General features: G+C 65.3%; 23 protein-coding genes. 17 read left to right on the top strand and 6 right to left on the bottom strand.

Annotated elements, in window-relative coordinates; genetic code table 11:
- Together EYS21_RS10715 and EYS21_RS10710 are read left to right on the top strand one after the other, a co-directional pair.
- Complete coding sequence (locus tag EYS21_RS10715) at nucleotides 1-846, top strand: sugar ABC transporter permease (protein WP_242633384.1); 846 nt, start codon at nucleotides 1-3, stop codon at nucleotides 844-846.
- Complete coding sequence (locus tag EYS21_RS10710; RefSeq protein WP_131133176.1) at nucleotides 843-1,706, top strand: carbohydrate ABC transporter permease; 864 nt, start codon at nucleotides 843-845, stop codon at nucleotides 1,704-1,706. The genes EYS21_RS10715 and EYS21_RS10710 overlap by 4 nt, the downstream gene beginning before the upstream one ends.
- 45 nt (nucleotides 1,707-1,751) lie before the next feature.
- On the opposite strand, the gene EYS21_RS23390 is transcribed toward EYS21_RS10710, so the two are convergent.
- Both EYS21_RS23390 and EYS21_RS10700 read right to left on the bottom strand, forming a co-directional pair.
- Nucleotides 1,752-3,737 carry a PKD domain-containing protein gene (locus EYS21_RS23390; protein WP_165478292.1) on the bottom strand — a complete coding sequence of 662 codons (1,986 nt, stop codon included), beginning with the start codon at nucleotides 3,735-3,737 and terminating at the stop codon, nucleotides 1,752-1,754.
- A 191-nt stretch (nucleotides 3,738-3,928) separates the two neighbouring features.
- Nucleotides 3,929-4,132, bottom strand: a complete 204-nt coding sequence (locus tag EYS21_RS10700) for a hypothetical protein (RefSeq protein WP_131133175.1) — start codon at nucleotides 4,130-4,132, stop codon at nucleotides 3,929-3,931.
- 141 nt (nucleotides 4,133-4,273) lie between these two features.
- Between EYS21_RS10700 and EYS21_RS10695 the strand changes: the two genes are divergently transcribed.
- From EYS21_RS10695 to metE, 8 genes are all read left to right on the top strand, one after another.
- Nucleotides 4,274-5,281, top strand: a complete 1,008-nt coding sequence (locus EYS21_RS10695) for a MoxR family ATPase (protein WP_131133174.1) — start codon at nucleotides 4,274-4,276, stop codon at nucleotides 5,279-5,281.
- Between the two features lie 7 nt (nucleotides 5,282-5,288).
- A complete protein-coding gene (locus EYS21_RS10690; RefSeq protein WP_131133173.1) occupies nucleotides 5,289-6,170 on the top strand; it encodes a DUF58 domain-containing protein in 882 nt (293 codons plus the stop codon).
- Entirely contained in the window at nucleotides 6,160-6,630 is a 471-nt protein-coding gene (locus tag EYS21_RS10685; RefSeq protein WP_131133172.1) for a hypothetical protein, read from the top strand. Before EYS21_RS10690 ends, EYS21_RS10685 begins: the two co-directional genes overlap by 11 nt.
- Complete coding sequence (locus tag EYS21_RS10680) at nucleotides 6,621-7,640, top strand: VWA domain-containing protein (protein WP_131133171.1); 1,020 nt, start codon at nucleotides 6,621-6,623, stop codon at nucleotides 7,638-7,640. The genes EYS21_RS10685 and EYS21_RS10680 overlap by 10 nt, the downstream gene beginning before the upstream one ends.
- Nucleotides 7,637-8,713: a VWA domain-containing protein gene (locus tag EYS21_RS10675; protein ID WP_207307742.1), complete on the top strand. Its 1,077-nt coding sequence runs from the start codon at nucleotides 7,637-7,639 to the stop codon at nucleotides 8,711-8,713. The genes EYS21_RS10680 and EYS21_RS10675 overlap by 4 nt, the downstream gene beginning before the upstream one ends.
- Entirely contained in the window at nucleotides 8,710-9,471 is a 762-nt protein-coding gene (locus EYS21_RS10670) for a hypothetical protein (protein WP_131133169.1), read from the top strand. The genes EYS21_RS10675 and EYS21_RS10670 overlap by 4 nt, the downstream gene beginning before the upstream one ends.
- Nucleotides 9,472-9,804: 333 nt before the next feature.
- On the top strand, nucleotides 9,805-10,770 hold the full coding sequence (locus EYS21_RS10665) for a methylenetetrahydrofolate reductase (RefSeq protein WP_131133168.1): 966 nt from the start codon (nucleotides 9,805-9,807) through the stop codon (nucleotides 10,768-10,770).
- Between the two features lie 66 nt (nucleotides 10,771-10,836).
- Complete coding sequence (gene metE, locus EYS21_RS10660; RefSeq protein WP_131133167.1) at nucleotides 10,837-13,167, top strand: 5-methyltetrahydropteroyltriglutamate--homocysteine S-methyltransferase; 2,331 nt, start codon at nucleotides 10,837-10,839, stop codon at nucleotides 13,165-13,167.
- Between the two features lie 136 nt (nucleotides 13,168-13,303).
- On the opposite strand, the gene EYS21_RS10655 is transcribed toward metE, so the two are convergent.
- Complete coding sequence (locus EYS21_RS10655) at nucleotides 13,304-13,810, bottom strand: DUF2004 domain-containing protein (RefSeq protein ID WP_131133166.1); 507 nt, start codon at nucleotides 13,808-13,810, stop codon at nucleotides 13,304-13,306.
- A 46-nt stretch (nucleotides 13,811-13,856) separates the two neighbouring features.
- Nucleotides 13,857-14,774, bottom strand: coding sequence for a LysR family transcriptional regulator (locus EYS21_RS10650; RefSeq protein ID WP_131133165.1), 918 nt, complete (start codon nucleotides 14,772-14,774; stop codon nucleotides 13,857-13,859).
- A gap of 242 nt (nucleotides 14,775-15,016) precedes the next feature.
- Here EYS21_RS10650 and EYS21_RS10645 point away from each other — a divergent pair, with 242 nt between their 5' ends.
- The 7 genes from EYS21_RS10645 (at nucleotide 15,017) to nrdF (ending at nucleotide 23,059) form a co-directional block, all read left to right on the top strand.
- Complete coding sequence (locus tag EYS21_RS10645; RefSeq protein ID WP_242633371.1) at nucleotides 15,017-16,393, top strand: FAD-dependent oxidoreductase; 1,377 nt, start codon at nucleotides 15,017-15,019, stop codon at nucleotides 16,391-16,393.
- Nucleotides 16,390-17,121 carry a DUF1365 domain-containing protein gene (locus EYS21_RS10640; protein ID WP_131133164.1) on the top strand — a complete coding sequence of 244 codons (732 nt, stop codon included), beginning with the start codon at nucleotides 16,390-16,392 and terminating at the stop codon, nucleotides 17,119-17,121. The genes EYS21_RS10645 and EYS21_RS10640 overlap by 4 nt, the downstream gene beginning before the upstream one ends.
- Entirely contained in the window at nucleotides 17,118-18,491 is a 1,374-nt protein-coding gene (locus EYS21_RS10635) for a class I SAM-dependent methyltransferase (RefSeq protein WP_207307741.1), read from the top strand. Before EYS21_RS10640 ends, EYS21_RS10635 begins: the two co-directional genes overlap by 4 nt.
- A gap of 480 nt (nucleotides 18,492-18,971) precedes the next feature.
- Nucleotides 18,972-19,217 carry a glutaredoxin-like protein NrdH gene (gene nrdH, locus EYS21_RS10630; RefSeq protein WP_013601222.1) on the top strand — a complete coding sequence of 82 codons (246 nt, stop codon included), beginning with the start codon at nucleotides 18,972-18,974 and terminating at the stop codon, nucleotides 19,215-19,217.
- Nucleotides 19,218-19,414: 197 nt separating this feature from the next.
- A complete protein-coding gene (gene nrdI / locus EYS21_RS10625; RefSeq protein WP_242633383.1) occupies nucleotides 19,415-19,819 on the top strand; it encodes a class Ib ribonucleoside-diphosphate reductase assembly flavoprotein NrdI in 405 nt (134 codons plus the stop codon).
- A gap of 53 nt (nucleotides 19,820-19,872) precedes the next feature.
- A complete protein-coding gene (gene nrdE, locus EYS21_RS10620; RefSeq protein WP_131133278.1) occupies nucleotides 19,873-21,993 on the top strand; it encodes a class 1b ribonucleoside-diphosphate reductase subunit alpha in 2,121 nt (706 codons plus the stop codon).
- A gap of 91 nt (nucleotides 21,994-22,084) precedes the next feature.
- Complete coding sequence (gene nrdF, locus EYS21_RS10615) at nucleotides 22,085-23,059, top strand: class 1b ribonucleoside-diphosphate reductase subunit beta (protein ID WP_131133163.1); 975 nt, start codon at nucleotides 22,085-22,087, stop codon at nucleotides 23,057-23,059.
- A 75-nt stretch (nucleotides 23,060-23,134) separates the two neighbouring features.
- Here nrdF and EYS21_RS10610 read toward each other — a convergent pair whose 3' ends face one another.
- Entirely contained in the window at nucleotides 23,135-23,899 is a 765-nt protein-coding gene (locus tag EYS21_RS10610; protein ID WP_131133162.1) for an SCO1664 family protein, read from the bottom strand.
- Nucleotides 23,899-24,453: a DUF3090 domain-containing protein gene (locus tag EYS21_RS10605; RefSeq protein ID WP_131133161.1), complete on the bottom strand. Its 555-nt coding sequence runs from the start codon at nucleotides 24,451-24,453 to the stop codon at nucleotides 23,899-23,901. The genes EYS21_RS10610 and EYS21_RS10605 overlap by 1 nt, the downstream gene beginning before the upstream one ends.
- Nucleotides 24,454-24,459 lie beyond the last annotated feature (6 nt).

Here is a 24,459-nt window from a genome sequence, read left to right as displayed (position 1 = left end):
CTGCTGCCGGTGGTCCCTGCAGTCCTGCTCCTGCTGGTGTTCCTGGCCGGCCCCGTGCTGTGGGCGTTCCACGCCTCCTTCACCAACGCCGCGCTGACCGGACGCAACGCACGCAACCCGGGCTGGGTGGGGCTGGAGAACTACCAGCGGCTGTTCACGGACCCGGTCCTGCCGCTCTCGCTGGGCCTCACGGTCCTCTTCGTCGGCGGGTCCGCCATTCTTGGGCAGAACCTGCTCGGACTCACCATCGCGGTCCTGATGAGGCAGGCGCGCAAGCCTGTTGCCGCCGCCGTCGGAACTGCGGTGGTGGCCGCCTGGGTGCTCCCCGAGATCGTGGCGGCGTTCGCCGCCTACGCGTACTTCAGCCGCGACGGAACGCTGAACCAGCTGCTCGGCTGGCTGGGCCTTGGCCAGCCGGACTGGCTGTACGCGTTTCCCATGGTGGCGATCATGCTGGCCAACGTCTGGCGCGGCACCGCCTTTTCCATGCTGGTGTACCGCGCCGCCCTCGACGACGTCCCCGCCGACGTGACGGAGGCCGCGCTGATGGACGGTGCCGGCGCGTGGCAGCGGCTGGCGTTCATCACGCTCCCGATGATCCGCGGCAGCATCGCCACCAACCTGATGCTCATCACGCTTCAGACCCTGGCCGTCTTCACGCTCGTCTGGGTCATGACCGCCGGCGGACCGTCGAACGCCAGCACAACCCTCCCGGTACTGGCCTACGTCGAGGCCTTCAAATTCGGCGACATCGGCTACGGCACGGCCGTGGCGTCCGTGCTGATCCTCATCGGGGCGGCTTTCGGCGCGGCCTACGTCCGCCTTCTCCGCCAGGGCAAACCATGACGACGGCGGCACCCGCCCCGCGGCACCTCGGGCCGTCCCCTGGCCAGCGGCGTGCCCGGCTTCCTGCCGACGCCGCCCTGCTGCTGATCGGGGCATGTTTCCTGCTGCCGTTGCTGTGGCTGGTGTTTGCGTCCCTTGATGCGGGGGCGGGGCACCAGACGCGGGTTCCCGGCAAGGTGTCGCTGGACAACTTTGCCGCGGTGATGACGCCAGGCCTGCTGTTCCAGCCGCTGTGGAACAGCCTTGTTCTCTCCGCCGGAACGGCGGCGGTGAACCTCGTGGTGGCGGTGCTGGCGGCGTACCCCCTGTCCCGGTACCGGTCCAGGTTTAACGGGCCGTTCCTTTACGCGGTCCTGTTCGGCACCTGCCTGCCCATCACGGCGATCATGGTGCCCGTCTACGGGCTCTTCGTCCAGCTTGAACTGCTGGACTCCATGCCGGCGACGGTCTTCTTTATGGCCACCACCACGCTCCCGATGGCCATCTGGATGACCAAGAACTTTATGGACGGGGTGCCTGTCTCCCTCGAGGAGGCGGCCTGGGTGGACGGCGCCTCGGCGATGGTTGCCCTGCGCACCATCGTCCTGCCCCTGATGCGCCAGGGCCTGGGCGTGGTCTTCATCTTTGTCTTCATCCAGGCGTGGGGAAACTTCTTTGTCCCGTTCGTCCTGTTGCTGTCCGAGGCGAGGCAGCCCGCGGCGGTTTCCATCTTCAGCTTCTTCGGACAGCACGGCGCAGTGGCCTACGGCCAGCTGGCCGCGTTCTCCATCCTCTATTCAGTTCCGGTCCTGGCCCTGTACGTCATCGTGGCGCGGGGCGCCGGCAGTTCCTTCGCGTTGTCAGGAGCCGTGAAGGGTTGAACCCGCACGGCCGTCAGCGCGGGTGCCGCCCATGCCAGACCGGGGCTAGGGCGCGGCCGCGCGGACGTCGTCCAGCAGCACAGTTATGGGCGCGTTCGTCGCTGAGCCGGAGAGGTACGTCATGACCCCGATGCTGCCCGCCGCCTGCAAAGCCGCCGTCGAGTCAGTAACCGTACGTTGCCACGAGGACGGCTCTGCGGTACCGAGCTCCCAGACGCGCGCACGGACAGTGGTGGGGCTTGTGCCGGTGACCTGCAGCCGGATGCCCAGCCGGTCGCCAACAGCGTAGTTCAGTCCAGGGATGGCCGCGCCGGTGGCGATGGTTGTTTCGGCCCCGTTTGCCGAAGTACGCACCAGCGTGAGGTTGACACTCCCCGTTGACGTAAGGCTCAATTTGGCCCGGTATTCGCCGATGCCGGAAATCCGTCGCCCACTAACCGAGACGTAGAGCCCGCTGCCGGTCGCAGGCTTGTCCGTGGCCACTACCAGGTACAGGTCCGTGGCCGTCGACGAGACGGAGCCAAGGTACGCATTGTTGCCGACAGACGGGGCTGAGATGCGGATCCGGCCTGTCCCTCCAGAGACGGAGTAGGCGGAGGAACTGCCGGTAAATGTCCAGGGCCCGCCTATGTCTGCGGAGCCAAGCCCGTTGACGACTGTCCTGTCGAAGGCGTCGGAGGCCAGCAGAGGTGTGGCGCCGACAGTCACCTGCCTGACGGTCGAAGCCGTGGCGCCGGCGTTGTCGGTCACTGTCAGCGTGACAGTATAGGTTCCGGCAGTCGCATAGGTCCGTGACGCGGTCGCACCGTTGCCGGCGGATCCGTCACCGAAGTCCCACGCATGGGACGTTATGGTTCCGTCCGGATCCGAGGATGCGGAGCCGTCAAAACTGCACGCCAGCGCAGTGCAGCTGCTGGTGAAGGAAGCGACAGGTGAGGCGTTCCCGGTGCCGGGGGTGATGCTGAAATCATCCTGGAAGCTGCCGGCGGTGGCTATGAATCGTCCCGTCAGCGAGGTCGCTGTGAACTGCAGGTCCAGCAGGCCGTGGCTTGGGCTGGCATTGAGCCCCGAGTAGGCGGCGAAATAGGGGGCTTCCGGATCGCCGGTGTTGACATCCCTCAAGGCCACTCCGCCGGTGCCCACCGTGGTGAAGACGGTTCCGGCGCCTTTGGAGATCGTGTTGTCGGCGTCGCGCACACAGTCGGCGTCGTAGGTGTCTGGGGTGAGCCCGGTGCATCCGGTCCCGGTGGAGAGTTGCTTGCTGCGCTGATAGATGTGCTCGTGGCCGTTCATCACCAGGTCCACCTTCTTAGTGACCATCAGGTTGGTGATGTCGGCCCCGGCCACGCAACTGTACTGCCCTATGGACAGGCACGGCGTGTGCATGCCGACAACGACCCAGGGGATGGCTGCAGTCCTGGCGCCATCGATGGCTGCAGACGTCCAGTTGTAGCGTGTGCTGCCGGCTGAGTAGTTCCAGGTCGCGTCGGTGAAGGGAATGCCAGGAGATATCATGATGAACCTGGCTACGGGGTCCTGCTGAGGGACGTCCACATAGTATTGGCGGCCGTAGGTGCCGATCAGCCCTGGCAATTGATTTGGCAGGCAAGCGGCAAAGTCGTTGATGTTTCCGTTTTGGCCGTTGCTTTCATGGTTTCCGGACACGAGTTCGAACGGAAATCCGGCACCCGCATTTGAAGTCACGAGATCGCACCACGACTGTTCCGCGCCTGTGGCCCCGTACGACAGGTCACCGAGCGCAAAATGGAGGTCGGGCGCGATAGTACCGATCCTCGCCAGGACACCGGCGGCGGCCGCACTCGTGGAATAGTCACCCGCCGTGGTCACATGGAGCTGTCCGGGAACTGCCGGTATTACCGCTGCCAGCGCCGAAGCTTCTCCATCAACGACGACGGCGGGCGCCGCCTGCAGCGGTGGTGAGGCCGTCTGCCACACGCTCAGCCCAGGAAGCGATCCAAGAATCAAGGCCGCACTGGCCACTGCGACTGCTGCAAATCTGCCATCGCCCATAGCGGACTCCTAGCACCCGGAGTTCCGGCGCAAGTCCGGTGCCAAGGCCCGAGCTGGGCGGAGCCGACCGTTTCAGTCCGCGGGTACCGGACAACGGGCGTGAGACCACACGTGGCGTATATGCCACATAGTAGTGCCGGGCAGGAACGCTGCATAGGCTCCGGCAGCCGGTGGCTCCCGGTGCCTGGCCCTCAGTCGATGTCCTCGACCACCACTCCGAACGGGATGCTGTCGTCGAGGTGGGCCTGGTGGCCGGTGGGACCCACGTTGTAGGTGACCCGGACGCCATGCAGCTGGTCCGCAGCAGACTGCTGCAGCACAGGCTTGACGGCAAGGACGAAGCTCTCGCTCTTGTCGGCGAGGAACTGCTTGTAACTGGCTGGAAGCTCACTCATTGCAACAGGATAGACCTGCAGTGCCACCCATGGGGAGGGGTCCCCATTGCACGGGCTGCCGCGGTTGGCTTGGATAGGATGGCGGGCGGAGGGCTGCCAGCAGGCAATCGCCGTCCGTACCGGCCATCAGGGGGAACACCAGTGCTTCAGACCACTACATCCGCGCGAATCGAACCTGCGGAACTGGCCCGCGCGCAGGAGGTGGTGGCCAACATCTCCCGCAGCTTCGACGCAAAGATGGTGGGGCAGGTCCGGTTGCGGGAATCGCTGCTGGTGGGCCTCCTGACCGGGGGCCACATCCTGCTGGAGAGCGTCCCCGGCCTGGCCAAGACCACAGCCGCCCAGACGGTGGCTGAAGCTGTCAGCGCCGAGTTCCGCCGGATCCAGTGCACCCCGGACCTGCTGCCCAGCGACATCGTGGGCACGCAGATCTACGACGCCGCCAAGGGCACCTTCGTCACCCAGCTGGGGCCGGTGCACGCCAACATCGTCCTCCTCGACGAAATCAACCGCTCCAGCGCCAAGACCCAGAGCGCCATGCTGGAGGCCATGCAGGAGCGGCAGACGTCCATCGGCGGTGTGGAGTACAAGCTCCCGTCGCCGTTCCTGGTCCTTGCGACGCAGAACCCGATTGAGCAGGAAGGCACCTACCAGCTGCCCGAAGCCCAAATGGACCGGTTCATGCTCAAGGACGTCCTGGACTATCCCTCACCGGCAGAGGAAGCGGAGATCATCCGCCGCATCGACGCCGGGATCTTCACCCCGGAGCAGGTTCCGGCGGCCGCCGCGTCACTGGACGCCGTGGTGGGCGTCCAGGAGCTGGTGAAGCGCATCTACATAGATCCGGCCATCATCAACTACATCGTGGGCCTGGTGTTCGTGACCCGGAACGCGGGACAGTACATTGACCGGCGGCTGGCAGGCTTCATCGAATTCGGCGCCAGCCCCCGGGCCAGCATCGCCTTCAGCCAGGCAGCGCGGGCGGTGGCGCTCATCAACGGCCGGGACCACGTGATCCCCGAGGACGTGAAGTCGCTCGCGCACCGCGTGCTGCGGCACCGGCTGATCCTGAACTTCGAGGCCGTGGCCGAACAGGTGCAGGTGGAGACCGTCATCGATGCCATCGTGGCGTCCGTCCAGACACCCTGAGCCCGCCGTGACCAGCCTCCTCCTACGCGTCAAGTCGAAGATGTCCATCTTCGCCCACCGGAAAGCCCGCGGCATCCTCGACGGCGAGTACGGATCCGTGTTCCGCGGCCGCAGCCTCGACTTTGACGACCTCCGGGCGTACGTGCCGGGGGACGAGGTCCGGGACATCGACTGGAAGGCGTCCGCCCGTCACGGCTCCCCGCTCATCAAGAGGTACGTCGCGGTGCGGCGGCAAACCCTCATGCTGGTCGCCGATACTGGCCGGAACATGGCGGCCGAGTCCCGTGACGGTGAAACCAAGAAGGACATCGCCGTGATGGTCCTCGGCGTGATGGGCTACCTGGCGCACCGGCACGGAGACGTGGTGGGACTGGTCTGCGGCGATGCCAATGGCTCCCGCACCCTCCCGGCCAAGGCAGGCGAGGCCCACCTGGAGCGGCTGCTGCAGGAGGTTGACTCCAGTACGGGCCTGGGCAGCGGGCCCAGCCGGCTGGAGGAGCAGCTCCACCATGTGGCGCACACCGTCAAGGGACGGAAGCTGCTGTTTGTCGTTACGGACGAACTGGCGGCCAGCCCAGGCCTGGAGCAACTGCTCCGCAGGCTCCGGGCGCAGCATGAGGTTCTGTGGCTCACCATCCGGGACGCCGAACTCTCCGGCGCCACCCACTCCCCGGACGCCTTCAGTGTGGCGGACGCCGCGCCGCTGCTGGGCCGGATCGCGGCGTCACCGGCAGTGGCAACGGCATACGAAACAGCAACGGCGGAACGGGACGCAGGCCGGCATGCCATGCTGCGCAGGGTGGGGATCTCCGAAGGCCACGTGGCCAACAGCCACGACGTTATGACCGAACTCTTCGCCCTGCTCGAACGGCACCGGCGTGCAGGATAACGCGGGGTTCTACGGGCCGCTCCAGTACAGCCAGCTGTGGATGTGGGCCGGCATCGGGCTGCTGGCCCTTGTCCTGGGCTGGTACCTCTTGGTTTTCCTCAGCACCCGTAAACGTCCTGTGCCGGCGGCACTCCCGCGGTTCACGCCGCCGTCGGACATCCAGAGCCTCAAGGAGGCATACTTGCTGCGGATCGACGCCGTCGAGGCCGAATCCGCTGCCGGACGCATGACAACCCGGGCGTCCCACCAGGAGCTGAGCCTGCTGGTCCGGAAATTCGCCCGCGACGTTACCGGCGTTGACGCGCCCAGGATGACCCTGGCCGAGCTGGACAGCCATCCGCTGCCTGCCGCGGCCAACGCGGTGGGCAAGCTGTACCCCGGAGAGTTCGGCGCGGAACCGCTGCCCCCGTTGGCCCGGTCCGCTGAAACGGCGCGGCAGGCGGTGCGCTCATGGAGCTGATGTACTGGTGGCTGCTCCCCGTCGCCGCGGCCGCGGCAGCTTGTGCTGGCTGGTTCGTGTTCCGGAGGGGCGCGCAGGGGAACGCACGACGGCGGCCCGTGGCCAACGCGGACCGCCTCACCTCCCTGCCCGAGTACCAGGCCGCCGTCCGCCGGTACCGCCGCTGGCTCGCCGTCGCGGCGCTCGCCGCCGTGACGCTGCTGGTCTCCGCGGCCGTGGCAGCTGCCCGGCCCGTGAACCTGGCCACTATCCGGCCCGAGCAGCACAACCGGGACATCGTCCTGTGCCTGGACGCGTCCGGGTCCATGAGCAGCGCGGACGCCGCAGTAGTGGACGTCTTCGCCAAACTGGCCGCCGAGTTCGACGGTGAGCGGATCGGGCTCACCATTTTCGACAGCAGCGCGGTCCAGGTCTTTCCCCTGACCGATGACTACAGCTATGTCCAGGAGCAGCTGGAAATGGCCAAGGATGCCTTCAACGGGGAACCCGGCAGTTCGGGTTTCCTGGACGGCACCTGGAACGGCCGCGGCTCCTCCCTGATCGGGGACGGACTGGCCAGCTGCGTGGAGAGCTTCCCCGCCACGGACGGCACGGCCCAGGATGGGACAGCGGCGCAGGACGGGGCACCGCGCTCGCGGTCGGTGGTGCTGGCAACGGACAACTTCCTGTCCGGCGATCCGATCTTCACCCTGGACCAGGCGGGAGTCCTGGCCCAGGAACGGGACGTCCGCGTCTACGCCCTGAACCCGGGCGACTTCGACTACGGCACCGCCGCCGGACAGCCGGGTGCCCTGCTCAGGGCCGCGGCGGAAGCCACCGGCGGTGCCTACTATCCGCTGGACAGTCCCGACGCCGTGGCGGGCATCGTCCGGGACGTCCAGGCAACAGAGGCAGCCGCCATCCAGGGCGCACCCCGTGCCGTGGTCACGGACCGGCCGGACGTTCCCCTGACGGCGGCCCTGCTGTCCGGCCTGGTGCTGGCCGGCGCGACCTGGCGGCTGCGGCCATGACGATCCAACCCGTCCTGCCGGCATGGATCATGCTGCCGCTGGTCACCGCCGTCGTGGTGTTCCTCGGTTGGCAGCTCGTCAGGGCCCTGCAACACCCCGGCGGGGGGCCAGGGTTAGGCCGCGACTGGCTGCTCCGCGGCCTTCTGGCGCTGCTCGTTATTGGAGCGGCACTCCGGCCGGGAATCCCGGGCGGAAGCGCCCAGGCGGCGACGGCGGACCTGAACGTTTTCTTCGTGGTGGACACCACCAGCAGCATCGCCGCCGAGGACTACGGGGACTCCCGGCCGCGGCTGGAGGGAGCACGGGCGGACATTATGGCCATCGCCGAAGAGCTGGCCGGTGCGCGCTTTTCGCTGATCACCTTTGACACCAACACTGCCGTCCGCATGCCGCTGACCACCGACACATCGGCACTGGACACCCTGGTCACCGTGCTGGAACCCCAGGTGGCCGCCTACTCCAAGGGAAGCAGCGTCACCGTGGCGGCCAAGGTCCTGGATGGGCGGCTCCGGGCGGCACGCGAGGCCCACCCGGAGCGGCCCCGGATCGTCTTCTATCTCGGAGACGGGGAACAGACCAGCGGAAAAGCCCCGGCACCGATGCGGATGGACGCGGGCCTGGTCACCGGGGGAGCAGTCCTGGGCTACGGGACAGCCGAGGGGGGACGGATGAAGGACAACACCGGGCCCGGCCCCGACGAAGACGCCGGCTACATCCCGGACCGCAGCGGCGGTGCCGGACGGGACGCACTCTCCCTCATCGACGAAGACCAGCTCCGGAAGATCGCCGACGACCTGGGCGTGCCTTATGTGCACCGCTCGGCTGGGGACGCGGCCGCGCCGATGCTTCAGGACGCCGATCCCGGCTCCCTGCAGCGCGGGGAAGGGGACGGCAGCCTCGAAGGACGGACGGAACTGTATTGGATCCTGGCGGCCGGGGCGTTCGCGCTGGCCCTCAGGGAAGCGGTGCTGGTACTGCGGCAGTTGCGGGAACTCCGGCCGCTGAGTCATGCCGGGCCGGCAAGTCCGCGGTCCGGCCGCGACCGCCGGCCTGCGCAGGGGGCCTCGAAATGAATCCTGATCATTCACCGCAGCCGGCCGTATTACGCCGGCGACGGCGGCTCCTCCTGCTCTGGTCAGCGCTGCCCGTGCTGTTGGTGCTCTGCCTGTCCGCCAAGCTGCTCAGCCTCGGTGTCCTCGCGGGCCAGGCCGCCACGGGTTTTGAGACCCGGGACGCCGACGTCGTCGGCTCTGCGGCGTTGGGGCTGCGGGCTGTCAATGTCATCGAACCGCACAAGGCACCTTTCGCGGAGGGTGGCGCGCGGGTCCTGGCCGGCGACTTCGAGGCAGCGAGGGCGCACTTCGAAGAGGCCCTCACACTCACCGGACCGGACGATGAGTGCGTCATCCGCGTCAATCTTGTGCTCAGCATCGAACAGCTTGGTGATGCCCGGCTGGCGGCGAAGGACGCGACGGCGGCGGGAAAGCTGTTCGCCGAGGGGCTGGCCGTGGTGGACGGGGCGCCCGAAGGCTGCCTGGCCGCCGCCGGCCAGTCTGCGGCACCGGACGGTGCCCGGGACGCGGGGGAGAAGCTGGAGCAGGCCGAGGCCCGCCTCCGGCAGAAATCCGGGGACGCCAAGGCCGGCAAAGGCGAAGCGCAACAGCCCGAAGGCCAAGGTGAGTCTCCAGAAGCGGACCCGCAGCGCCAGACCCAGCTCGAGCAGCTCAACGAGAGCGCCCGGAACTCCCAGCTGGAACGCAACAACGGGCAGGAACGCGACGAATACCTGCGGGACGGCGATTACAGCTCGGGACCCGACAAGCCCTGGTAGCCGCCACGGCAGCGAACAAAATTCTGTGGCGCCAAGAAATACAGCGTAAAGCTGCGTCTTAATTCGGTGGCGAACTTGAACGCTTCCCGCAGGGCTCCTAGAGTTCTAAACAAGTTACCGCGGTAACGTGTCAGCGATCCTCCGTTATGGAGGGTGTGGGTGCCCCCATGTGGGCCTGACATTTGCTCACGGACAACTTCATTCCAGGCGTAACAGTCGCGACTGCGTCCTAGTGGAGTTCCTTCCGTGTTCCCCAAACTCAATTCATTGACGGCAATAGTGTCACAACAGCTGACGCAGGTTGCCGCCAATGGTTCAAAGCCAAGGACGCAAATGTCACCACCAAGCCTTATTGACCACCATCCGAACCTCACAGACGCCGCCCCGGTGGCACTTTCCTATGAGCTCTTCCCGCCGCGTTCGCCGGCTGCTGCAGAGTCCCTCTGGAACACCATCCGTGAGCTCGAGACCACCGACCCCGACTACGTTGCCGTGACCTATGGTGCCAGCGGCTCCAACCGGGACACTGCCCTCGAACTCGTCCATCGGCTGGTCCAGGAAACCACCCTGCGGCCCCTGGCCCACCTGACCTGCGTCGGCAACACACCGCAGGAACTGGCGGAGATCATCGGGGAACTGCTGGACACCGGCGTACGCGGGATCCTGGCCCTGCGCGGTGACCAGCCCAAGGACGGCGCACAGCCGGCCGCAGGCTCGCTGGCCTACGCGCAGGACCTGATCGACCTCATTCGCCGTGTGGAGCAGCGGCGTTCAGCCCTGCTGTGTGCCGGAAAAATCGCCGTCGGTGTAGCGGCGTACCCCACGAAGCACCCTGAGTCGCCCAGCGAGGAACACGACATCGAGGTGCTGCTGGCCAAGCAGCGCTCCGGCGCGGACTTCGCCATCACCCAGGTCTTCTTCCACTCCGAGCAGTACGCAGACCTGGTCACCCGGGCCCGCCGCGCCGGGGTCACCATCCCGATCATCCCCGGCGTGATGCCGCTCACCAGCCTGCGCCGCGTCATACGGCTTGCGGAGCTGGCCGGCGTCGAGCCTGCCCCGGAACTCCTGGAACGCCTCGCCGCAGCCGACAACGACGCCGAACGGCTTCGGATCGGTGTCCGCGCCACGGTGGACCTCGCCAATGCGGCGCTGGAAGCCGGTGCGCCCGGCATCCACCTGTACACCTTCAACGAACACCAGAGCGCGCTGGAAGTGCTGGACAAACTGGCACTTCCGCGCCACTCACGCTCAGCCAGCCGCCGCAGCGCCATCGCGCGGCGCCAGCTTGCCAGCTGACCCCCAACTTTCAGACCAACTGCCCTGCCCTCAAAGGCACAGCCCCACACACTTTAAGGAATTTCCATGACTGAACAGATCACTCCCTTCCCGTCTGCCTCGATTCTCGGCTACCCGCGCATCGGCCGCCGCCGCGAACTGAAGAAGGCCATCGAGGCCTACTGGGCCGGCAAAATCGACGCCGCAGCCCTTGACACCGCCGCCAAGGAGATCCAGCTGGGCACCGCCAAGCGCCTCCAGGGCCTGGGCCTGACCGAAGCAGCCGCCGTACCGGGCACCTTCTCCTACTACGACCAGGTCCTCGACGCCGCCGCCCACCTCGGTGCCGTGCCGGCCCGCTTCGGCAACCTGCTCAACGCCGAAGGCCAGCTCGACATCGACGGCTACTTCACCCTGGCCCGCGGCACCAAGGACGAGCAGCCGCTGGAAATGACCAAGTGGTTCGACACGAACTACCACTACCTCGTGCCGGAAATCGGCCCGGAGACCAACTTCGCGCTGACCTCCAACCGCATCGTTGAGGAATTCGAATACGCCCTCGCCAACGGTGTGGAAACCCGCCCGTACATCGTGGGTCCGGTCACGTTCCTGCTCCTGAGCAAGGCTTCCGACGACGCCCCCGCCGGCTTCAGCCCGCTGTCCCGCCTCGAGGACGTCCTGCCGGTCTACGCCGCCCTGCTGGAGAAGCTGGCCGCAGCCGGCGCCAGCTGGGTCCAGCTGGACGAGCCTGCCCTGGTGGTTGACCAGGACACCTCTGCCGAGGAGATCCAGGCCGCCGTCGCCCGCAGCTACGAGGTCCTGTCCGCAGTTGCCGCCCGCCCGCAGCTGTTCGTCTCCACCCCTTACGGAGCGCTGAACGGCCAGCTCGGAACCCTCGCAGCCACCAACATCGACGCCCTGCACATCGACGTCTTCAAGGGCGCCGTCCCCTCCGCAGCCGCACTTGCAGCACTGGGCAACAAGACCCTGGTTGCCGGCGTCGTGGACGGCCACAACATCTGGCGGAACGACCTGCAGGCATCTGCGGACAAGATCGCCGAGCTGAAGAAGTCCGTGGCCAAGCTGGCCATCAGCACCTCCACTTCCACCCAGCACGTCCCGCACGACGTTGACGAAGAGGTTCAGCTGTCCGAGCAGCTCCGCAGCTGGCTGGCCTTCGCTGACCAGAAGGCCGTTGAAGTTGTTACGCTGGCCGGTGTCCTGACCGACGCGGCCGCCGTGCAGCCGGCCATCGATGAGGCCACCCGCATCATCGCCAACCGCGCCGCTGCCGAAGGCGTCCAGCGCGCCGACGTCCGGGCACGCACCGCAGCGCTGACCCCGGCCGACTTCAACCGCTCCGAGTACTCGGTCCGCGAAGCCGCCCAGGAAGAGGCGCTGCACCTGCCGCCGCTGCCCACCACCACCATCGGCTCCTTCCCGCAGACCTCCGAGATCCGTTCGGCCCGTGCCCGCAACAACAAGGGCGACCTCACCAACGAGCAGTACGAGCAGCTCATGAAGGATGAGATCAAGCGCGTTGTGGAGCTGCAGGAAGAGCTCGGCTACGACGTCCTGGTGCACGGCGAGCCCGAGCGCAACGACATGGTCCAGTACTTCGCCGAGAACCTCGAAGGTTTCGACGTCACGGTCCACGGCTGGGTCCAGTCCTACGGCTCCCGCTGCACGCGTCCGTCCATCCTCTGGGGCGACGTCACGCGCAGCGCCCCCATCACGGTTGAGTGGGCCAAGTACGCACAGTCCCTGACCAACAAGCCGATGAAGGGCATGCTTACCGGCCCGGTCACCATCCTGGCCTGGTCCTTCGTCCGCGACGACCAGCCGCTGGGCGAGACCGCCAACCAGGTTGGCCTGGCACTGCGCGACGAGATCGCCGACCTCGAAGCCGCCGGAATCAAGGTCATCCAGGTGGACGAGCCCGCCCTCCGCGAGCTCCTGCCGCTGCGCAAGGCCGACCAGGCCTCCTACCTGGACTGGTCCGTGAACTCGTTCCGCCTCTCCACCGCCGGTGCTGCCGACGCCACCCAGATCCACACCCACCTGTGCTACTCCGAATTCGGCGCCATCATCGACGCCATCGACGGACTGGACGCCGACGTGACCTCCATCGAGGCCGCACGTTCACGCATGGAGGTTGTCCACGACCTCGAGACCCACGGCTTCGGCCGCGGCGTGGGCCCGGGCGTCTACGACATCCACTCGCCGCGCGTCCCGGGCGAGCAGGAAGTCACCGAACTGCTCAGCACCGCTGTCAAGCACGTCCCGTCCCGCCAGCTCTGGGTCAACCCGGACTGCGGCCTGAAGACCCGCGGCTACGCCGAGACCGAAGAGTCCCTGCGCAACCTGGTCAAGGCCACCAAGACGGTCCGCGCCAGCCTGCTGCAGGCGGCCAAGTAAGGTTTCGACAAGCTCAACCACCGAGCTAACAACGGCGGCCGGTCACCTCAGGTGACCGGCCGCCGTCGGGCTTTAAGAGAATCGGTGATCGAGCTTGTCGAGATCCAGGTTTCGACAGGCTCAACCACCGGCAGGGTCAGGATTCCCAGAGGATTTCGTCGTCGACCACGCCGTCCTCGTCGGCAGATACCACCAGGACCTCGTCCGTGAAGTGCGAGCCCAGCGTGAAATCAAGGACGAAGTAGCGCTCCGGCTGGCCGGGATAGATGCCGACGTGGCCGAGTTTCAGGGCTTTCAGGAACACCGCATTGGTCAGTTCGCTGCGGTCCTCGACGCCGAAGACCTTCTTGAGGTGCTCATCCTTCAGGGCGTTGCAGTGGAAGCGGAGATACTCCTGCGGGCTGGTGCCCTCCTGCTCGAGTTCTTCGGCGATCATGTCCCGGACCTCGTCAACGAGCTCGGGGAGGTAGCGGAGCCGGTAGTCCACCTTGTGCATGGCCGCTTCGTCAAAATGGTCATGCGCGTTGATATTCAGGTCGAGTTCCAGAGTGGTGCCACCCAGCTCATGTTTGGCGGCGATGTTGTGATCCTCGCCGTGGTTGAGCTCGATTTCTCCAAAGTGCTGGCTCGCTACCCTGTTCATATCTTCAACATAGACCCGTCAAGCGGTCCGTTCCAAGCATTCGGCTCTAATTGCCTGTTGTCCCCAGGCCCGCGAATGTTTCGGCCAGCAGGTCCACGAACAGCTGCACGCGTGCCGTTTTCTTCTCGTTGATCAGAAGCGCAAAAACGTTGCGGGCCAGCCTGATCTCCGGAACATCCAGCACCACCACCCCGGCCGGGCGGTGCCGCAGCGCGAGCTCAGGCACCAGCGCGGCGCCCAGTCCGCCGGCCGCCATCTCCAGGCTGGCATGGAAATCGTCACTGTAGGCCACTACCCGCGGGTGCAGGTTGCAGCTGGCGAAGAGCCGCTCGATCACCATGGCGTCGGGGCTTCCTGGATGGTGCATGATCCACGGCATCTCGGACAAGTGGTCCGCGGCGACCTTGGCGTCGGAGCGGAACCCCCAGCCGGCAGGAAGCACAACGCGGAAGTTGTCGTCCCCGATCCACTGCCGGTTGATGGTGTGCGGCCAGGCCAGCCCGGACTGGCCCACCTGGAAGACCAGCGCCACATCCAGCTCCCCGCCGGTGCGCAGTCCCTGGATGGTCTGGGACGGTTCCGCCACTGAGACCCGCAGGTCGATTCCCAGGTTCTTCCACGCAGGGTTCTTAAGGATCCGGGGCAGGACGTAGGTGGCCAGGCTGGGAAAGATTCCCAGCCTCAGTTCCTGGCTGGTGCTGTCCTGCGTTTTCGAAGCGGCGGCCATCAGCGCCTCGATGTCCGTGAGCACCTTGGCGGCGTGCCGGGTCATCACCTCGGCGGCTTCGGTGGGAACCACACTGCGGGCCGAGCGCTCGAAAAGAACCACGCCCGTGTCCCGTTCAAGGGCGGACATCTGCTGGGACACCGCCGATGCCGTGTAGCCCAGGCGTGCGGCGGCCGCCGCAAACGAGCCGAGCCGCGTCACTTCGAGGAGTGTCTTCAGGTGTACCGGATTTACCAACGCTGTCCTTCAGATCAGGGCCGGAAGTACCGAGGTGTTCCGGGTCTGGGCGGCCCGCTTCATTCTGGCACACGAACGAATACCGCCGGTATGTCGCGCCGGTCCCCGACCCGCCGGCACTGGAGAATCGGGATCAGCAAAGATTCTTGGGAAAACACTCATCCGGAGGCCCAACGGTGACGAATTGCCCCTAGAAAGTTTGCACAAAACGCAGAACGAGTCCGAGCAACAGGAGCAGATCAGTGTCAATCGCAGGGAACAACGCCGGGAGCGCCAGCCGCCGCGTAGCGGTCATTGGCAGCGGCGTGGCCGGGCTCACGGCGGGGTATGTCCTTAACCGGCATGACAATGTCACCCTCTTCGAAGCGGATACCCGGCTGGGCGGCCACGCGCATACACACAGCGTCCCCCAGCAGGACGGCCCTGCCCTGGGGATAGACACGGGCTTCATCGTCCATAACGAACGGACTTATCCCACGCTGCTGCGGCTGTTCGCCGAGCTGGGCGTGGAAACGCAGGATTCCGAAATGAGCATGTCCGTCCGCTGTGACGGCTGCGGGCTGGAATACGCCGGGGCGCGCGACGGCGCCCGCGGCATCATCGCGCGCCCGTCGAGCTTGCTGCGTGGACGCTACCTCCTGATGCTGGTCGAAGTCATGCGTTTCTACCGCCGGGCCCGGGCGCTCATCCAGGAGGTGCCGGCGTCGTCCGTTGACCCCAAGGCCGCCGCCCCGGAGCCGACTCTTGGCGAGTTCCTGGCGCGGGAGCGCTTCAGCCCCTATTTCATCTCGCACTTCATGACCCCTGTGGTCAGCGCCGTCTGGTCCTGCGACCCCACCACGGCGCTGTCCTACCCTGCCCGGTATCTGTTTACCTTCCTGGGGCACCACGGCATGCTGGGCGTCAAGGGTTCGCCCCAGTGGCGCACGGTCACCGGCGGTTCGGTGAGGTACGTGGCGAAGCTCGCGGCAACACTGCCGGACATCCGGCTCGGCACGCCGGTGACGGCTGTCCGGCGTCACGCCGACGGCGTGGAAGTCGCCACAGCGGAGGGCGTGGAGAATTTTGACGCCGTGGTGATTGCCACGCACCCGGCACAGGCCCTCGGCTTCCTCGCTGACGCCACCCCGGACGAGAAGGCAGCGCTGGGCGGCATGCCCTACTCCGTCAACCACACTGTCTTCCACCGCGACCCGGCTGTCCTTCCCGCCGCGGCCAACGCCAAGGCGTCCTGGAACTACCGGCTCCCGGGTTGCGACGCCCGTCCGGACAAGGTCCTGGTCAGCTACGACCTCACCCGGCTCCAGCGGCTTGAACCCGCAGACGGACGGCCCTACCTGGTCAGCCTGGGGGAGTCCGAACTCATCGCCGATGACCAGGTCCTGGAACGGATGGTCTACGAACATCCCCAGTACACCCCCGACTCGCTGCAGGCACAGCAGCGCATCGACGCCCTCAGCGACCACCGCGTGGCTTTCGCCGGAGCCTACCTGGGCTGGGGTTTCCACGAGGACGGTGCACTGTCCGGCGTGCGCGCCGCCGCCAGCCTGGGCCGGACCTGGGCTGCGCCCGGGACCACGGCGGAGCCCGAACTGCTGGCGGCTGCGGAGGGACCATGACTTCCACTGCAGCCATCTACCGCACCTCGATTTCCCATGTGCGGCAGACCCCGTTGAAGAACGCCTTCACGTACCGCAGCTACAGCTGGTTCGTTGACGTTGACCGGCTGCCGCGCCTGCCGCTGCTGTTACGGCCGCTGGCCGTCTTCCGTGCCGGGGACCACCTCGGTGACCCGTCGGCAACCATCCGCGCCAATGTTGAGCGGTTCCTCCGGACCCGGGGAATGGAGCCCGACGGCGGGGCCATCCGGATGCTGACCAGCGCCCGGGTCTTCGGTCACGTCTTCAACCCCCTCACGCTCTTCTGGTGCTACCGGCAGTCCGGGGACCTGCAGTGCGTCGTTGCCGAAGTCCACAACACCTACGGCGAACGCCACTGCTACGTCCTGGAGACAGATCCCTCCGGCCGGGCCAGCGTGCCCAAGGCCTTCTACGTTTCACCGTTCAACGACCTTGACGGGCAGTACCGGATGAAGCTGCCCGCACCGGGCGAACGGCTGGCCGTCTCTATCGTGCTGGAGCGGGACGGACACCGGCCGTTCATCGCCACCATGGATGGTGAACGGCACCCGGCCACCATCAAAAACATCCTCGCAGCGGCAGCGGCCGTCCCGGCGGCGCCGCTGCTGGTATCCGCCCTGATCAGAATCCAGGGCGTTAGACTCTGGGCAAAACGCCTGCCCGTCGTCAAAAAGCCACACCACCCCTCACAGGAGGCAGTTCAATGACAATGACCGATGAGAACGGAACAGCTGCTGCCGCGGAGGTTGCCACTGCGAAGCCAGCCACCCGGCACCCGGTGACGGACTGGAACGGAGCCGGGGTACCGGCAGCCCCGGCCACCATCGACCCTGACGTCTGGCCCGGGGTTGCCCAGCCGCCGTCGGGCACCAGGGCCCTGGTGGCGGGCAAGGCCGCGGGATTGCTCTTCAAGGCGGCCGTCCGCCGGCTGCCCCTGCGGGTGTCCTACCCGGACGGTTCGGTCCTTGGCACCGGCGGCCCCGACGCGCCCGTCATGACCATGGCCAGGCCCGAAGCGTTCGAGGCACGGATCGGGGACAACGGCCTGATCGGACTCGGCGAGTCATTTATGGCCGGGGACTGGGAGGCCTCGGATCTTGCGGGTGTGCTGGAGGTCTTCGCGGCATCCGTGGACACCTTGATCCCCACCCCGCTGCAGAAGCTCCGGACCCTCTACCTGCCACGGACGCCGCGGCAGGAGCGCAACGACGAGCAGAACACCCGCAGCAACATCTCGCGGCACTACGACCTCTCCAACGAGCTGTTCTCGAACTTCCTGGACAGCACCATGAGCTACTCGTCGGCGCTGTTTCCCGCGGACGCCGGAGCCCTGACGTCCGTGCCATGGGAAGCGCTGGCGGAGGCCCAGCAGGCCAAGATCGACAGGCTGCTGGACAAGGCCGGCGTGGCCGACGGAACCCGGGTGCTGGAAATCGGCACGGGCTGGGGGGAGTTGGCCCTGCGGGCAGCCGCGCGCGGCGCCACCGTGTACAGCGTCACGCTGTCCAGCGAACAGCAGGCCCTGGCCCAGGAGCGGATCGCCGCCGCCGGCCATGCGGGCCGGGTGACCGTTGCCCTGCAGGACTACCGGGCCGTGGAGGGCGAGTTCGACGCCGTTGTGTCCGTTGAGATGGTCGAGGCCGTGGGCTACGAGTACTGGCCGATCTACTTCCAGACGATCGACCGCGTCCTTGCGCCCGGCGGAAAGGTGGCCATCCAGGCCATCACCATGCCGCACGGGCGCATGCTCGCCACGCGCAATGCGTACACCTGGGTCCACAAGTACATCTTCCCCGGCGGGTTCCTGCCGTCGGTACGCGCCATCGAGGGCGTGACGCAGCAGCACACCACGCTCCGTGTCCGGGAACGGATGGGCATGGGCGATCACTACGCGGCGACCCTGCGGCTCTGGGAGGAGCGGTTTATGGCCCGATCGCCAGAAGTGGGCGAGCTGGGCTTTGACGCGGTGTTCCAGCGGATGTGGCTCTTCTACCTCTGCTACTCGCGGGCAGGTTTCCAGTCGGGCTACCTGGACGTGCAGCAGATTGTGCTGGACCGCCGGGAGGCACAGCTCTAGTTTTTTGCCAATCAACGCCGACCCTGCCCAAATGTCCGTGGGCTTGGTCACCTTAAGGGGTTCCGAAGATCACTTCGGGGCCCCTTTTTGTGTGCCGGACACAACATATAGGGGCCCCGGCACCAGGCGCGACACGCCGTCCACGGAGCGACACGCTGACGGTTAATTGTGGCTAAGTACTCCACAGGGTGTGGATTTCGTCCCCGAAATCAGCGGATTTCCGGACATTTTGCGGGGGTCTGCCTGTGGATTAAAAGTGCATTAAATGACATACTTGTAATACATCATCTTGGGGTTCCGGAGAGCTCTCTGCACTACATGTAGTATCTACATACAGCTTGAGCGGGACACCAGCGCAGGACATCAAACTGTAGACGGGCCGCGGAAGCGGCATGCAGGCCAGGGCAGTAACGGACATGGATTCCAGTTCGGAACGGCCCGCCTAAGAAGAGCGATATTTCGACAAAGGGGACAGGGACCATGACCGTTACGGTTTACACAAAGCCGGCTTGTGTTCAGTGCAACGCAACATACCGTGCACTGGATAAAAAGGGCATCACCTACCAGAGCGTGGACATCTCCCAGGACGCCGAGGCCCTTGAGCGCCTGAAGGCACTGGGCTACATGCAGGCTCCTGTTGTGGTCACCGACCAGGACCACTGGTCAGGATTCCGCCCGGACAAGATCGAGGAACTGGCACTCTCCGCTGTTTCCTCCGTGGCCTAGGGCCTCATTTTTCCTGCCGTCAGGCAACCTTCGATGCAGCTGAGGTGACTCCCGTGGCACTGGCAACAGCCGGGGCTTCCTTCACCGCGACAGGTGAAACCGACAATCCCGTTGACGCGGCTCAGCGCGCCGGCCGGGATGACGACGGTGAGGCCCAGGCGGTTCCGCCGGAGCCGGTCACCACGCAAAGCCAGCTCATCTATTTTTCCTCCACCTCCGAGAACACCAGCCGCTTCGTTGCGAAGCTCGGCCGCGAGCTGGCCCGGATCCCGCTTTACCCGAAGGACGCACCCCTTCTCGCCGCCAGGCCGTTTGTGCTGGTGCTGCCGACGTACGGCGGCACCGGCGGCGAAGGATCGGTGCCCAAACAGGTCATCCGCTTTCTGAACAACCCGCAGAACAGGAAACTGATCCGCGGCGTCATCGGTGCAGGCAACACAAACTTCGGGGACAACTACTGCATGGCTGCGGACATCATCTCCGCCAAATGCAAAATCCCCAGGCTTTACCGCTTCGAACTTATGGGCACGCCAGACGACGTTGCCCGCGTCAACAATGGATTGGACACGTTTTGGACACGACTGTCGCAGATACAGAAGTAACCAGGGCCGAAGGCCAGGGCACCCGCGCGGGTGCCGCCGTCGAAAAGCCCGAGATGCCGGCCGCCTACAAGGGGCTGGGCTATCACGAGCTGAACGCGATGCTGAACCTGTACGGCCCCAACGGCGAGATCCAGTTCGAGGCTGACCGCGAGGCCGCGCACCAGTACTTCCTGCAGCACGTGAACAACAACACCGTGTTCTTCCATGACCTGGAAGAGAAGCTCGACTACCTGGTGAAGAACCAGTACTACGAGCGCGAAACCCTCGACCAGTACACGATGAACTTCATCCGCGAGCTCTACAACCGCGCGTACAAGAAGAAGTTCCGCTTCGAGACGTTCCTGGGCGCGTTCAAGTTCTACACGTCCTACACACTGAAGACGTTCGACGGCAACCGCTTCCTGGAGCGCTACGAGGACCGCGTCTGCATGGTGGCCCTGCACCTGGCCCGCGGCGACGAGAAGCTCGCCCTGCAGATGGTGGACGAGATCATCGAAGGCCGCTTCCAGCCGGCCACCCCCACGTTCCTGAACGCCGGCAAGCGCCAGCGCGGCGAGCTGGTCTCCTGCTTCCTGCTCCGCATCGAAGACAACATGGAGTCGATCGGCCGGTCCATCAACTCCGCTCTTCAGCTGTCCAAGCGCGGCGGCGGCGTGGCGTTCGCGCTGACCAACATCCGCGAGGTCGGCGCCCCGATCAAGCAGATCGAGAACCAGTCCTCCGGCGTCATCCCCGTGATGAAGCTCCTCGAGGACAGCTTCTCCTACGCCAACCAGCTCGGTGCCCGTCAGGGTGCCGGCGCCGTGTACCTGCACGCTCACCACCCGGACATCTACCGCTTCCTGGACACCAAGCGCGAGAACGCGGATGAGAAGATCCGCATCAAGACCCTCTCGCTGGGCGTTGTCATCCCGGACATCACGTTCGAGCTGGCCAAGAAGGACGAGGACATGTACCTGTTCTCCCCGTACGACGTCGAGCGCGTCTACGGCATGCCGTTCTCCGACGTCTCGGTCACCGAGAAGTACTACGAGATGGTGGACGATTCCCGGATCAAGAAGACCAAGATCAAGGCGCGCGAGTTCTTCCAGACCCTCGCCGAGATCCAGTTCGAGTCCGGCTACCCGTACATCATGTTCGAGGACACCGTGAACCGGGAAAACCCGATCGACGGCAAGATCATCATGTCCAACCTGTGCTCGGAGATCCTCCAGGTTTCCCAGCCCACCACGTACCACGATGACCTGTCCTACGACGAGACCGGCAAGGACATCTCCTGCAACCTGGGTTCGCTGAACATCGCCAAGGCCATGGACAGCCCGGACTTCGGCCTGACCATCGAGACGGCCATCCGCTCGCTGTCCGCAGTGTCGGACATGTCCAACATCACCTCGGTGCCATCCATCGCCCGCGGCAACGACCAGAGCCACGCCATCGGCCTGGGCCAGATGAACCTGCACGGCTACCTGGCCCGCGAGCGGGTCCACTATGGCTCCGAAGAGGGCCTGGACTTCACCAACATCTACTTCTACTCGGTGGTGTTCCACGCGGTCCGCGCCTCCAACCTGCTGGCAATCCAGACCGGGCAGACTTTCGGCGGCTTCGAGAAGTCCAAGTACGCCTCGGGTGAGTTCTTCGACAAGTACACCGAGCAGGAATGGGTTCCGCAGACCGCGAAGGTTGCGGAGCTGTTCAAGAACATCCACATCCCCACGCAGGATGACTGGCGCGAGCTGAAGGCTTCCGTCATGGAGCACGGCATCTACAACCAGAACCTCCAGGCCGTCCCGCCGACGGGCTCGATCTCCTACATCAACAACTCCACCTCCTCGATCCACCCGGTGGCGTCCAAGATTGAGATCCGCAAGGAAGGCAAGCTGGGCCGCGTGTACTACCCGGCGCCGTACCTGACCAACGACAACCTGGAGTACTACCAGGACGCGTACGAGCTCGGCTACGAGAAGGTCATCGACACCTACGCCGCTGCCACCCAGCACGTGGACCAGGGCCTGTCCCTGACGCTGTTCTTCAAGGACACCGCCACCACGCGCGACATCAACCGGGCGCAGATCTACGCCTGGAAGAAGGGCATCAAGACCATCTACTACATCCGTCTCCGCCAGCTCGCGCTGGAAGGGACGGAGGTGGACAACTGCGTCAGCTGCATGCTTTAATCTTCAACTAAATCTGGACGGTACGACGGCGGGCGCCCGCCCGCCGTCGTACGCTTAACTTCAAAGAACAACCCAACGTTTAGGGGATGACATGACCGAGAAGGTCAAGCTGCTTAGCCACGTCGAAGCGATCAACTGGAACCGCATCCAGGACGACAAGGACGTGGACGTCTGGAACCGTCTGGTCAACAACTTCTGGCTGCCCGAGAAGATCCCGCTCTCCAACGATGTGCAGTCGTGGGCCACGCTGACTCCGGACGAGCAGCAGCTCACCATGCGCGTGTTTACCGGACTGACGCTGCTGGACACCATCCAGGGCACCGTCGGCGCCGTGTCGCTGATCCCTGACGCGATCACGCCGCACGAGGAAGCCGTCTACACGAACATCGCGTTCATGGAGTCTGTGCACGCCAAGAGCTATTCCTCGATCTTCTCCACGCTGGCCTCCACCAAGGAGATCGACGAGGCATTCCGCTGGTCCACCGAGAACGTGAACCTTCAGAAGAAGGCCCAGATCGTCATGGACTACTACCAGGGTGACGATCCCCTGAAGCGGAAGGTGGCCTCCACGCTGCTGGAGTCCTTCCTGTTCTACTCGGGCTTCTACCTGCCCATGTACTGGTCCTCACGGGCCAAGCTGACGAACACGGCTGACCTGATCCGCTTGATCATCCGCGATGAGGCCGTGCACGGCTACTACATCGGCTACAAGTTCCAGAAGGGCCTGGAAGGCCTCTCCGAGGAGCGCAAGCAGGAGATCAAGGACTACACCTTCGAACTGCTCTTCGAGCTGTACGAAAACGAAGTGCAGTACACGCACGACCTCTACGACAGCGTCGGCCTGGCCGAGGATGTCAAGAAGTTCCTGCACTACAACGCCAACAAGGCCCTGATGAACCTGGGCTACGAGGCCATGTTCCCAGCTTCCGTCACGGACGTGAACCCGGCGATCCTCTCGGCGCTGTCCCCGAACGCCGATGAGAACCACGACTTCTTCTCAGGGTCAGGTTCCTCCTACGTGATCGGCAAGGCCGTCAACACTGAGGATGAGGACTGGGACTTCTAGTCGTTCAGGATGCCTCCTCGGCCTTGTAATGCCCCGTACGCCAAGCGTGCGGGGCATTCGTGTACATGGACACCCTTAGAACAGCGGCCAAGGCACCGCGGGCATGTCACCACTCGGGGCCGGAAACTGCCGTGCCGACCGCAACCGTGTGCAGCGTGCAGTGAGCGAAGCGATTTCTTCGCCGCTGAGCAGGTCCGCCAGGTTTCGGCCCAGCTCACCGTGCAGTCCTTCGCTGACACGATCGATGCCCGCAAGTTCCTCGGTGGTCAGTTTGTCGCCCAGCCACCCCCACAGCACAGTGCGCAGCTTGTGGTCCCGGTGAAAGGTGAGCCCGTGGTCCACGCCGTGCCGGTGTCCGTCCTTCATGGCCAGGACGTGATTGCCTTTGCGGTCGGCGTTGTTCACGACGGCGTCGAACACCGCCATGCGTCTGAGCGCCGGAGAGTCCTCGTGGACAAGGGCGACCGTCCGTCCGGACTCATCCTGACCCTCAAGGACTTGTTTCCACCCGGTCTCCGGTACTTCCGTCGCAATGAGTTCCACTGCATTCTGGTCGGGGTCTGATTCCTGCCACAGCTGCACCATTCCTTTACCTAATGGACCGTCCCGCAGCCAGGTGCGTGGCACAACGTTCCAGCGGAGGACCTCCGAAACCAGGTAGGCGGCTACCTCCCGGTGGGCAAGGAAGCCATCAGGAAAGTCCCACAGCGGTTTCTCGCCGGCTATCGGCTTATAAACGACCGTGGTGTCGCCGATGCTGCCCACAAAGGTGGCGTTCGACGCCGTCGTGATGCGCCCAATGAGGATCAGTTCGCCAGTCAGCAGGTCGGGTGCCGGCATCAGACCTCGGGCACGGTGCAGACGTGCCCGTCGGCGTCCACGGGATAACCGCAGAGCGGGCATGCCGGACGCCCGGCGCCCACCACCTCCCGGGTCCGCTTGGCGAATGCCCTGGCGGTGCCAACCGGCATCCGCAGCAGTAACATTTCGGGCACATCAGCGCCGTTCTCCGCCAGTGATTCGACGTTGTCATCAGCATCGACTTCGGTGATGGGGTATGCCTCTATGACCACCTGCGCGGTCGTCGGGTCCCACCCTAAGGTCATGGCCCCGGTTCGAAATTGCTCCGTGACCGCCTCGAGCTGATCATTGTCGACGAGTTCGATGGGAGTCCCCGTGGGAACGCTGAAGGGGTTGCCTTCGAGGGTGATGAGCTGATCGAGGATTTCGTCAATCTTCTCGGCGAGCTGAGCCGACTGCTGCTTCTCCAGTGCGATGCTCACGATTTGTTTACCTGAGCGAACCTGCAGGTAGAACGTGCGCGCCCCCGGAACGCCGATGGTGCCGATGACGACCCGGTCAGGCCAGGCAAACTCATGAACAAGTGTGGGCATGTCAGT

It is taken from the genome of Arthrobacter sp. S39 (genome assembly GCF_004320525.1).
GTDB lineage: Bacteria > Actinomycetota > Actinomycetes > Actinomycetales > Micrococcaceae > Arthrobacter.
Note: the sequence above shows the minus strand (reverse complement) of the source record. Positions and strands in the feature narration are given on the sequence as shown.

Excerpts from the sequence above, each read along its gene's own strand:
- EYS21_RS10710 (WP_131133176.1), top strand. The coding sequence starts at position 843 with ATGACGACGGCGGCACCCGCCCCGCGGCACCTCGGGCCGTCCCCTGGC.
- EYS21_RS23390 (WP_165478292.1), bottom strand. The coding sequence starts at position 3,737 with ATGGGCGATGGCAGATTTGCAGCAGTCGCAGTGGCCAGTGCGGCCTTG.
- EYS21_RS10700 (WP_131133175.1), bottom strand. The coding sequence starts at position 4,132 with ATGAGTGAGCTTCCAGCCAGTTACAAGCAGTTCCTCGCCGACAAGAGC.
- EYS21_RS10680 (WP_131133171.1), top strand. The coding sequence starts at position 6,621 with ATGGAGCTGATGTACTGGTGGCTGCTCCCCGTCGCCGCGGCCGCGGCA.
- EYS21_RS10675 (WP_207307742.1), top strand. The coding sequence starts at position 7,637 with ATGACGATCCAACCCGTCCTGCCGGCATGGATCATGCTGCCGCTGGTC.
- EYS21_RS10670 (WP_131133169.1), top strand. The coding sequence starts at position 8,710 with ATGAATCCTGATCATTCACCGCAGCCGGCCGTATTACGCCGGCGACGG.
- EYS21_RS10665 (WP_131133168.1), top strand. The coding sequence starts at position 9,805 with ATGTCACCACCAAGCCTTATTGACCACCATCCGAACCTCACAGACGCC.
- metE (WP_131133167.1), top strand. The coding sequence starts at position 10,837 with ATGACTGAACAGATCACTCCCTTCCCGTCTGCCTCGATTCTCGGCTAC.
- EYS21_RS10655 (WP_131133166.1), bottom strand. The coding sequence starts at position 13,810 with ATGAACAGGGTAGCGAGCCAGCACTTTGGAGAAATCGAGCTCAACCAC.
- EYS21_RS10640 (WP_131133164.1), top strand. The coding sequence starts at position 16,390 with ATGACTTCCACTGCAGCCATCTACCGCACCTCGATTTCCCATGTGCGG.
- EYS21_RS10635 (WP_207307741.1), top strand. The coding sequence starts at position 17,118 with ATGACAATGACCGATGAGAACGGAACAGCTGCTGCCGCGGAGGTTGCC.
- nrdH (WP_013601222.1), top strand. The coding sequence starts at position 18,972 with ATGACCGTTACGGTTTACACAAAGCCGGCTTGTGTTCAGTGCAACGCA.
- nrdE (WP_131133278.1), top strand. The coding sequence starts at position 19,873 with ATGCCGGCCGCCTACAAGGGGCTGGGCTATCACGAGCTGAACGCGATG.
- nrdF (WP_131133163.1), top strand. The coding sequence starts at position 22,085 with ATGACCGAGAAGGTCAAGCTGCTTAGCCACGTCGAAGCGATCAACTGG.
- EYS21_RS10610 (WP_131133162.1), bottom strand. The coding sequence starts at position 23,899 with ATGCCGGCACCCGACCTGCTGACTGGCGAACTGATCCTCATTGGGCGC.
- EYS21_RS10605 (WP_131133161.1), bottom strand. The coding sequence starts at position 24,453 with ATGCCCACACTTGTTCATGAGTTTGCCTGGCCTGACCGGGTCGTCATC.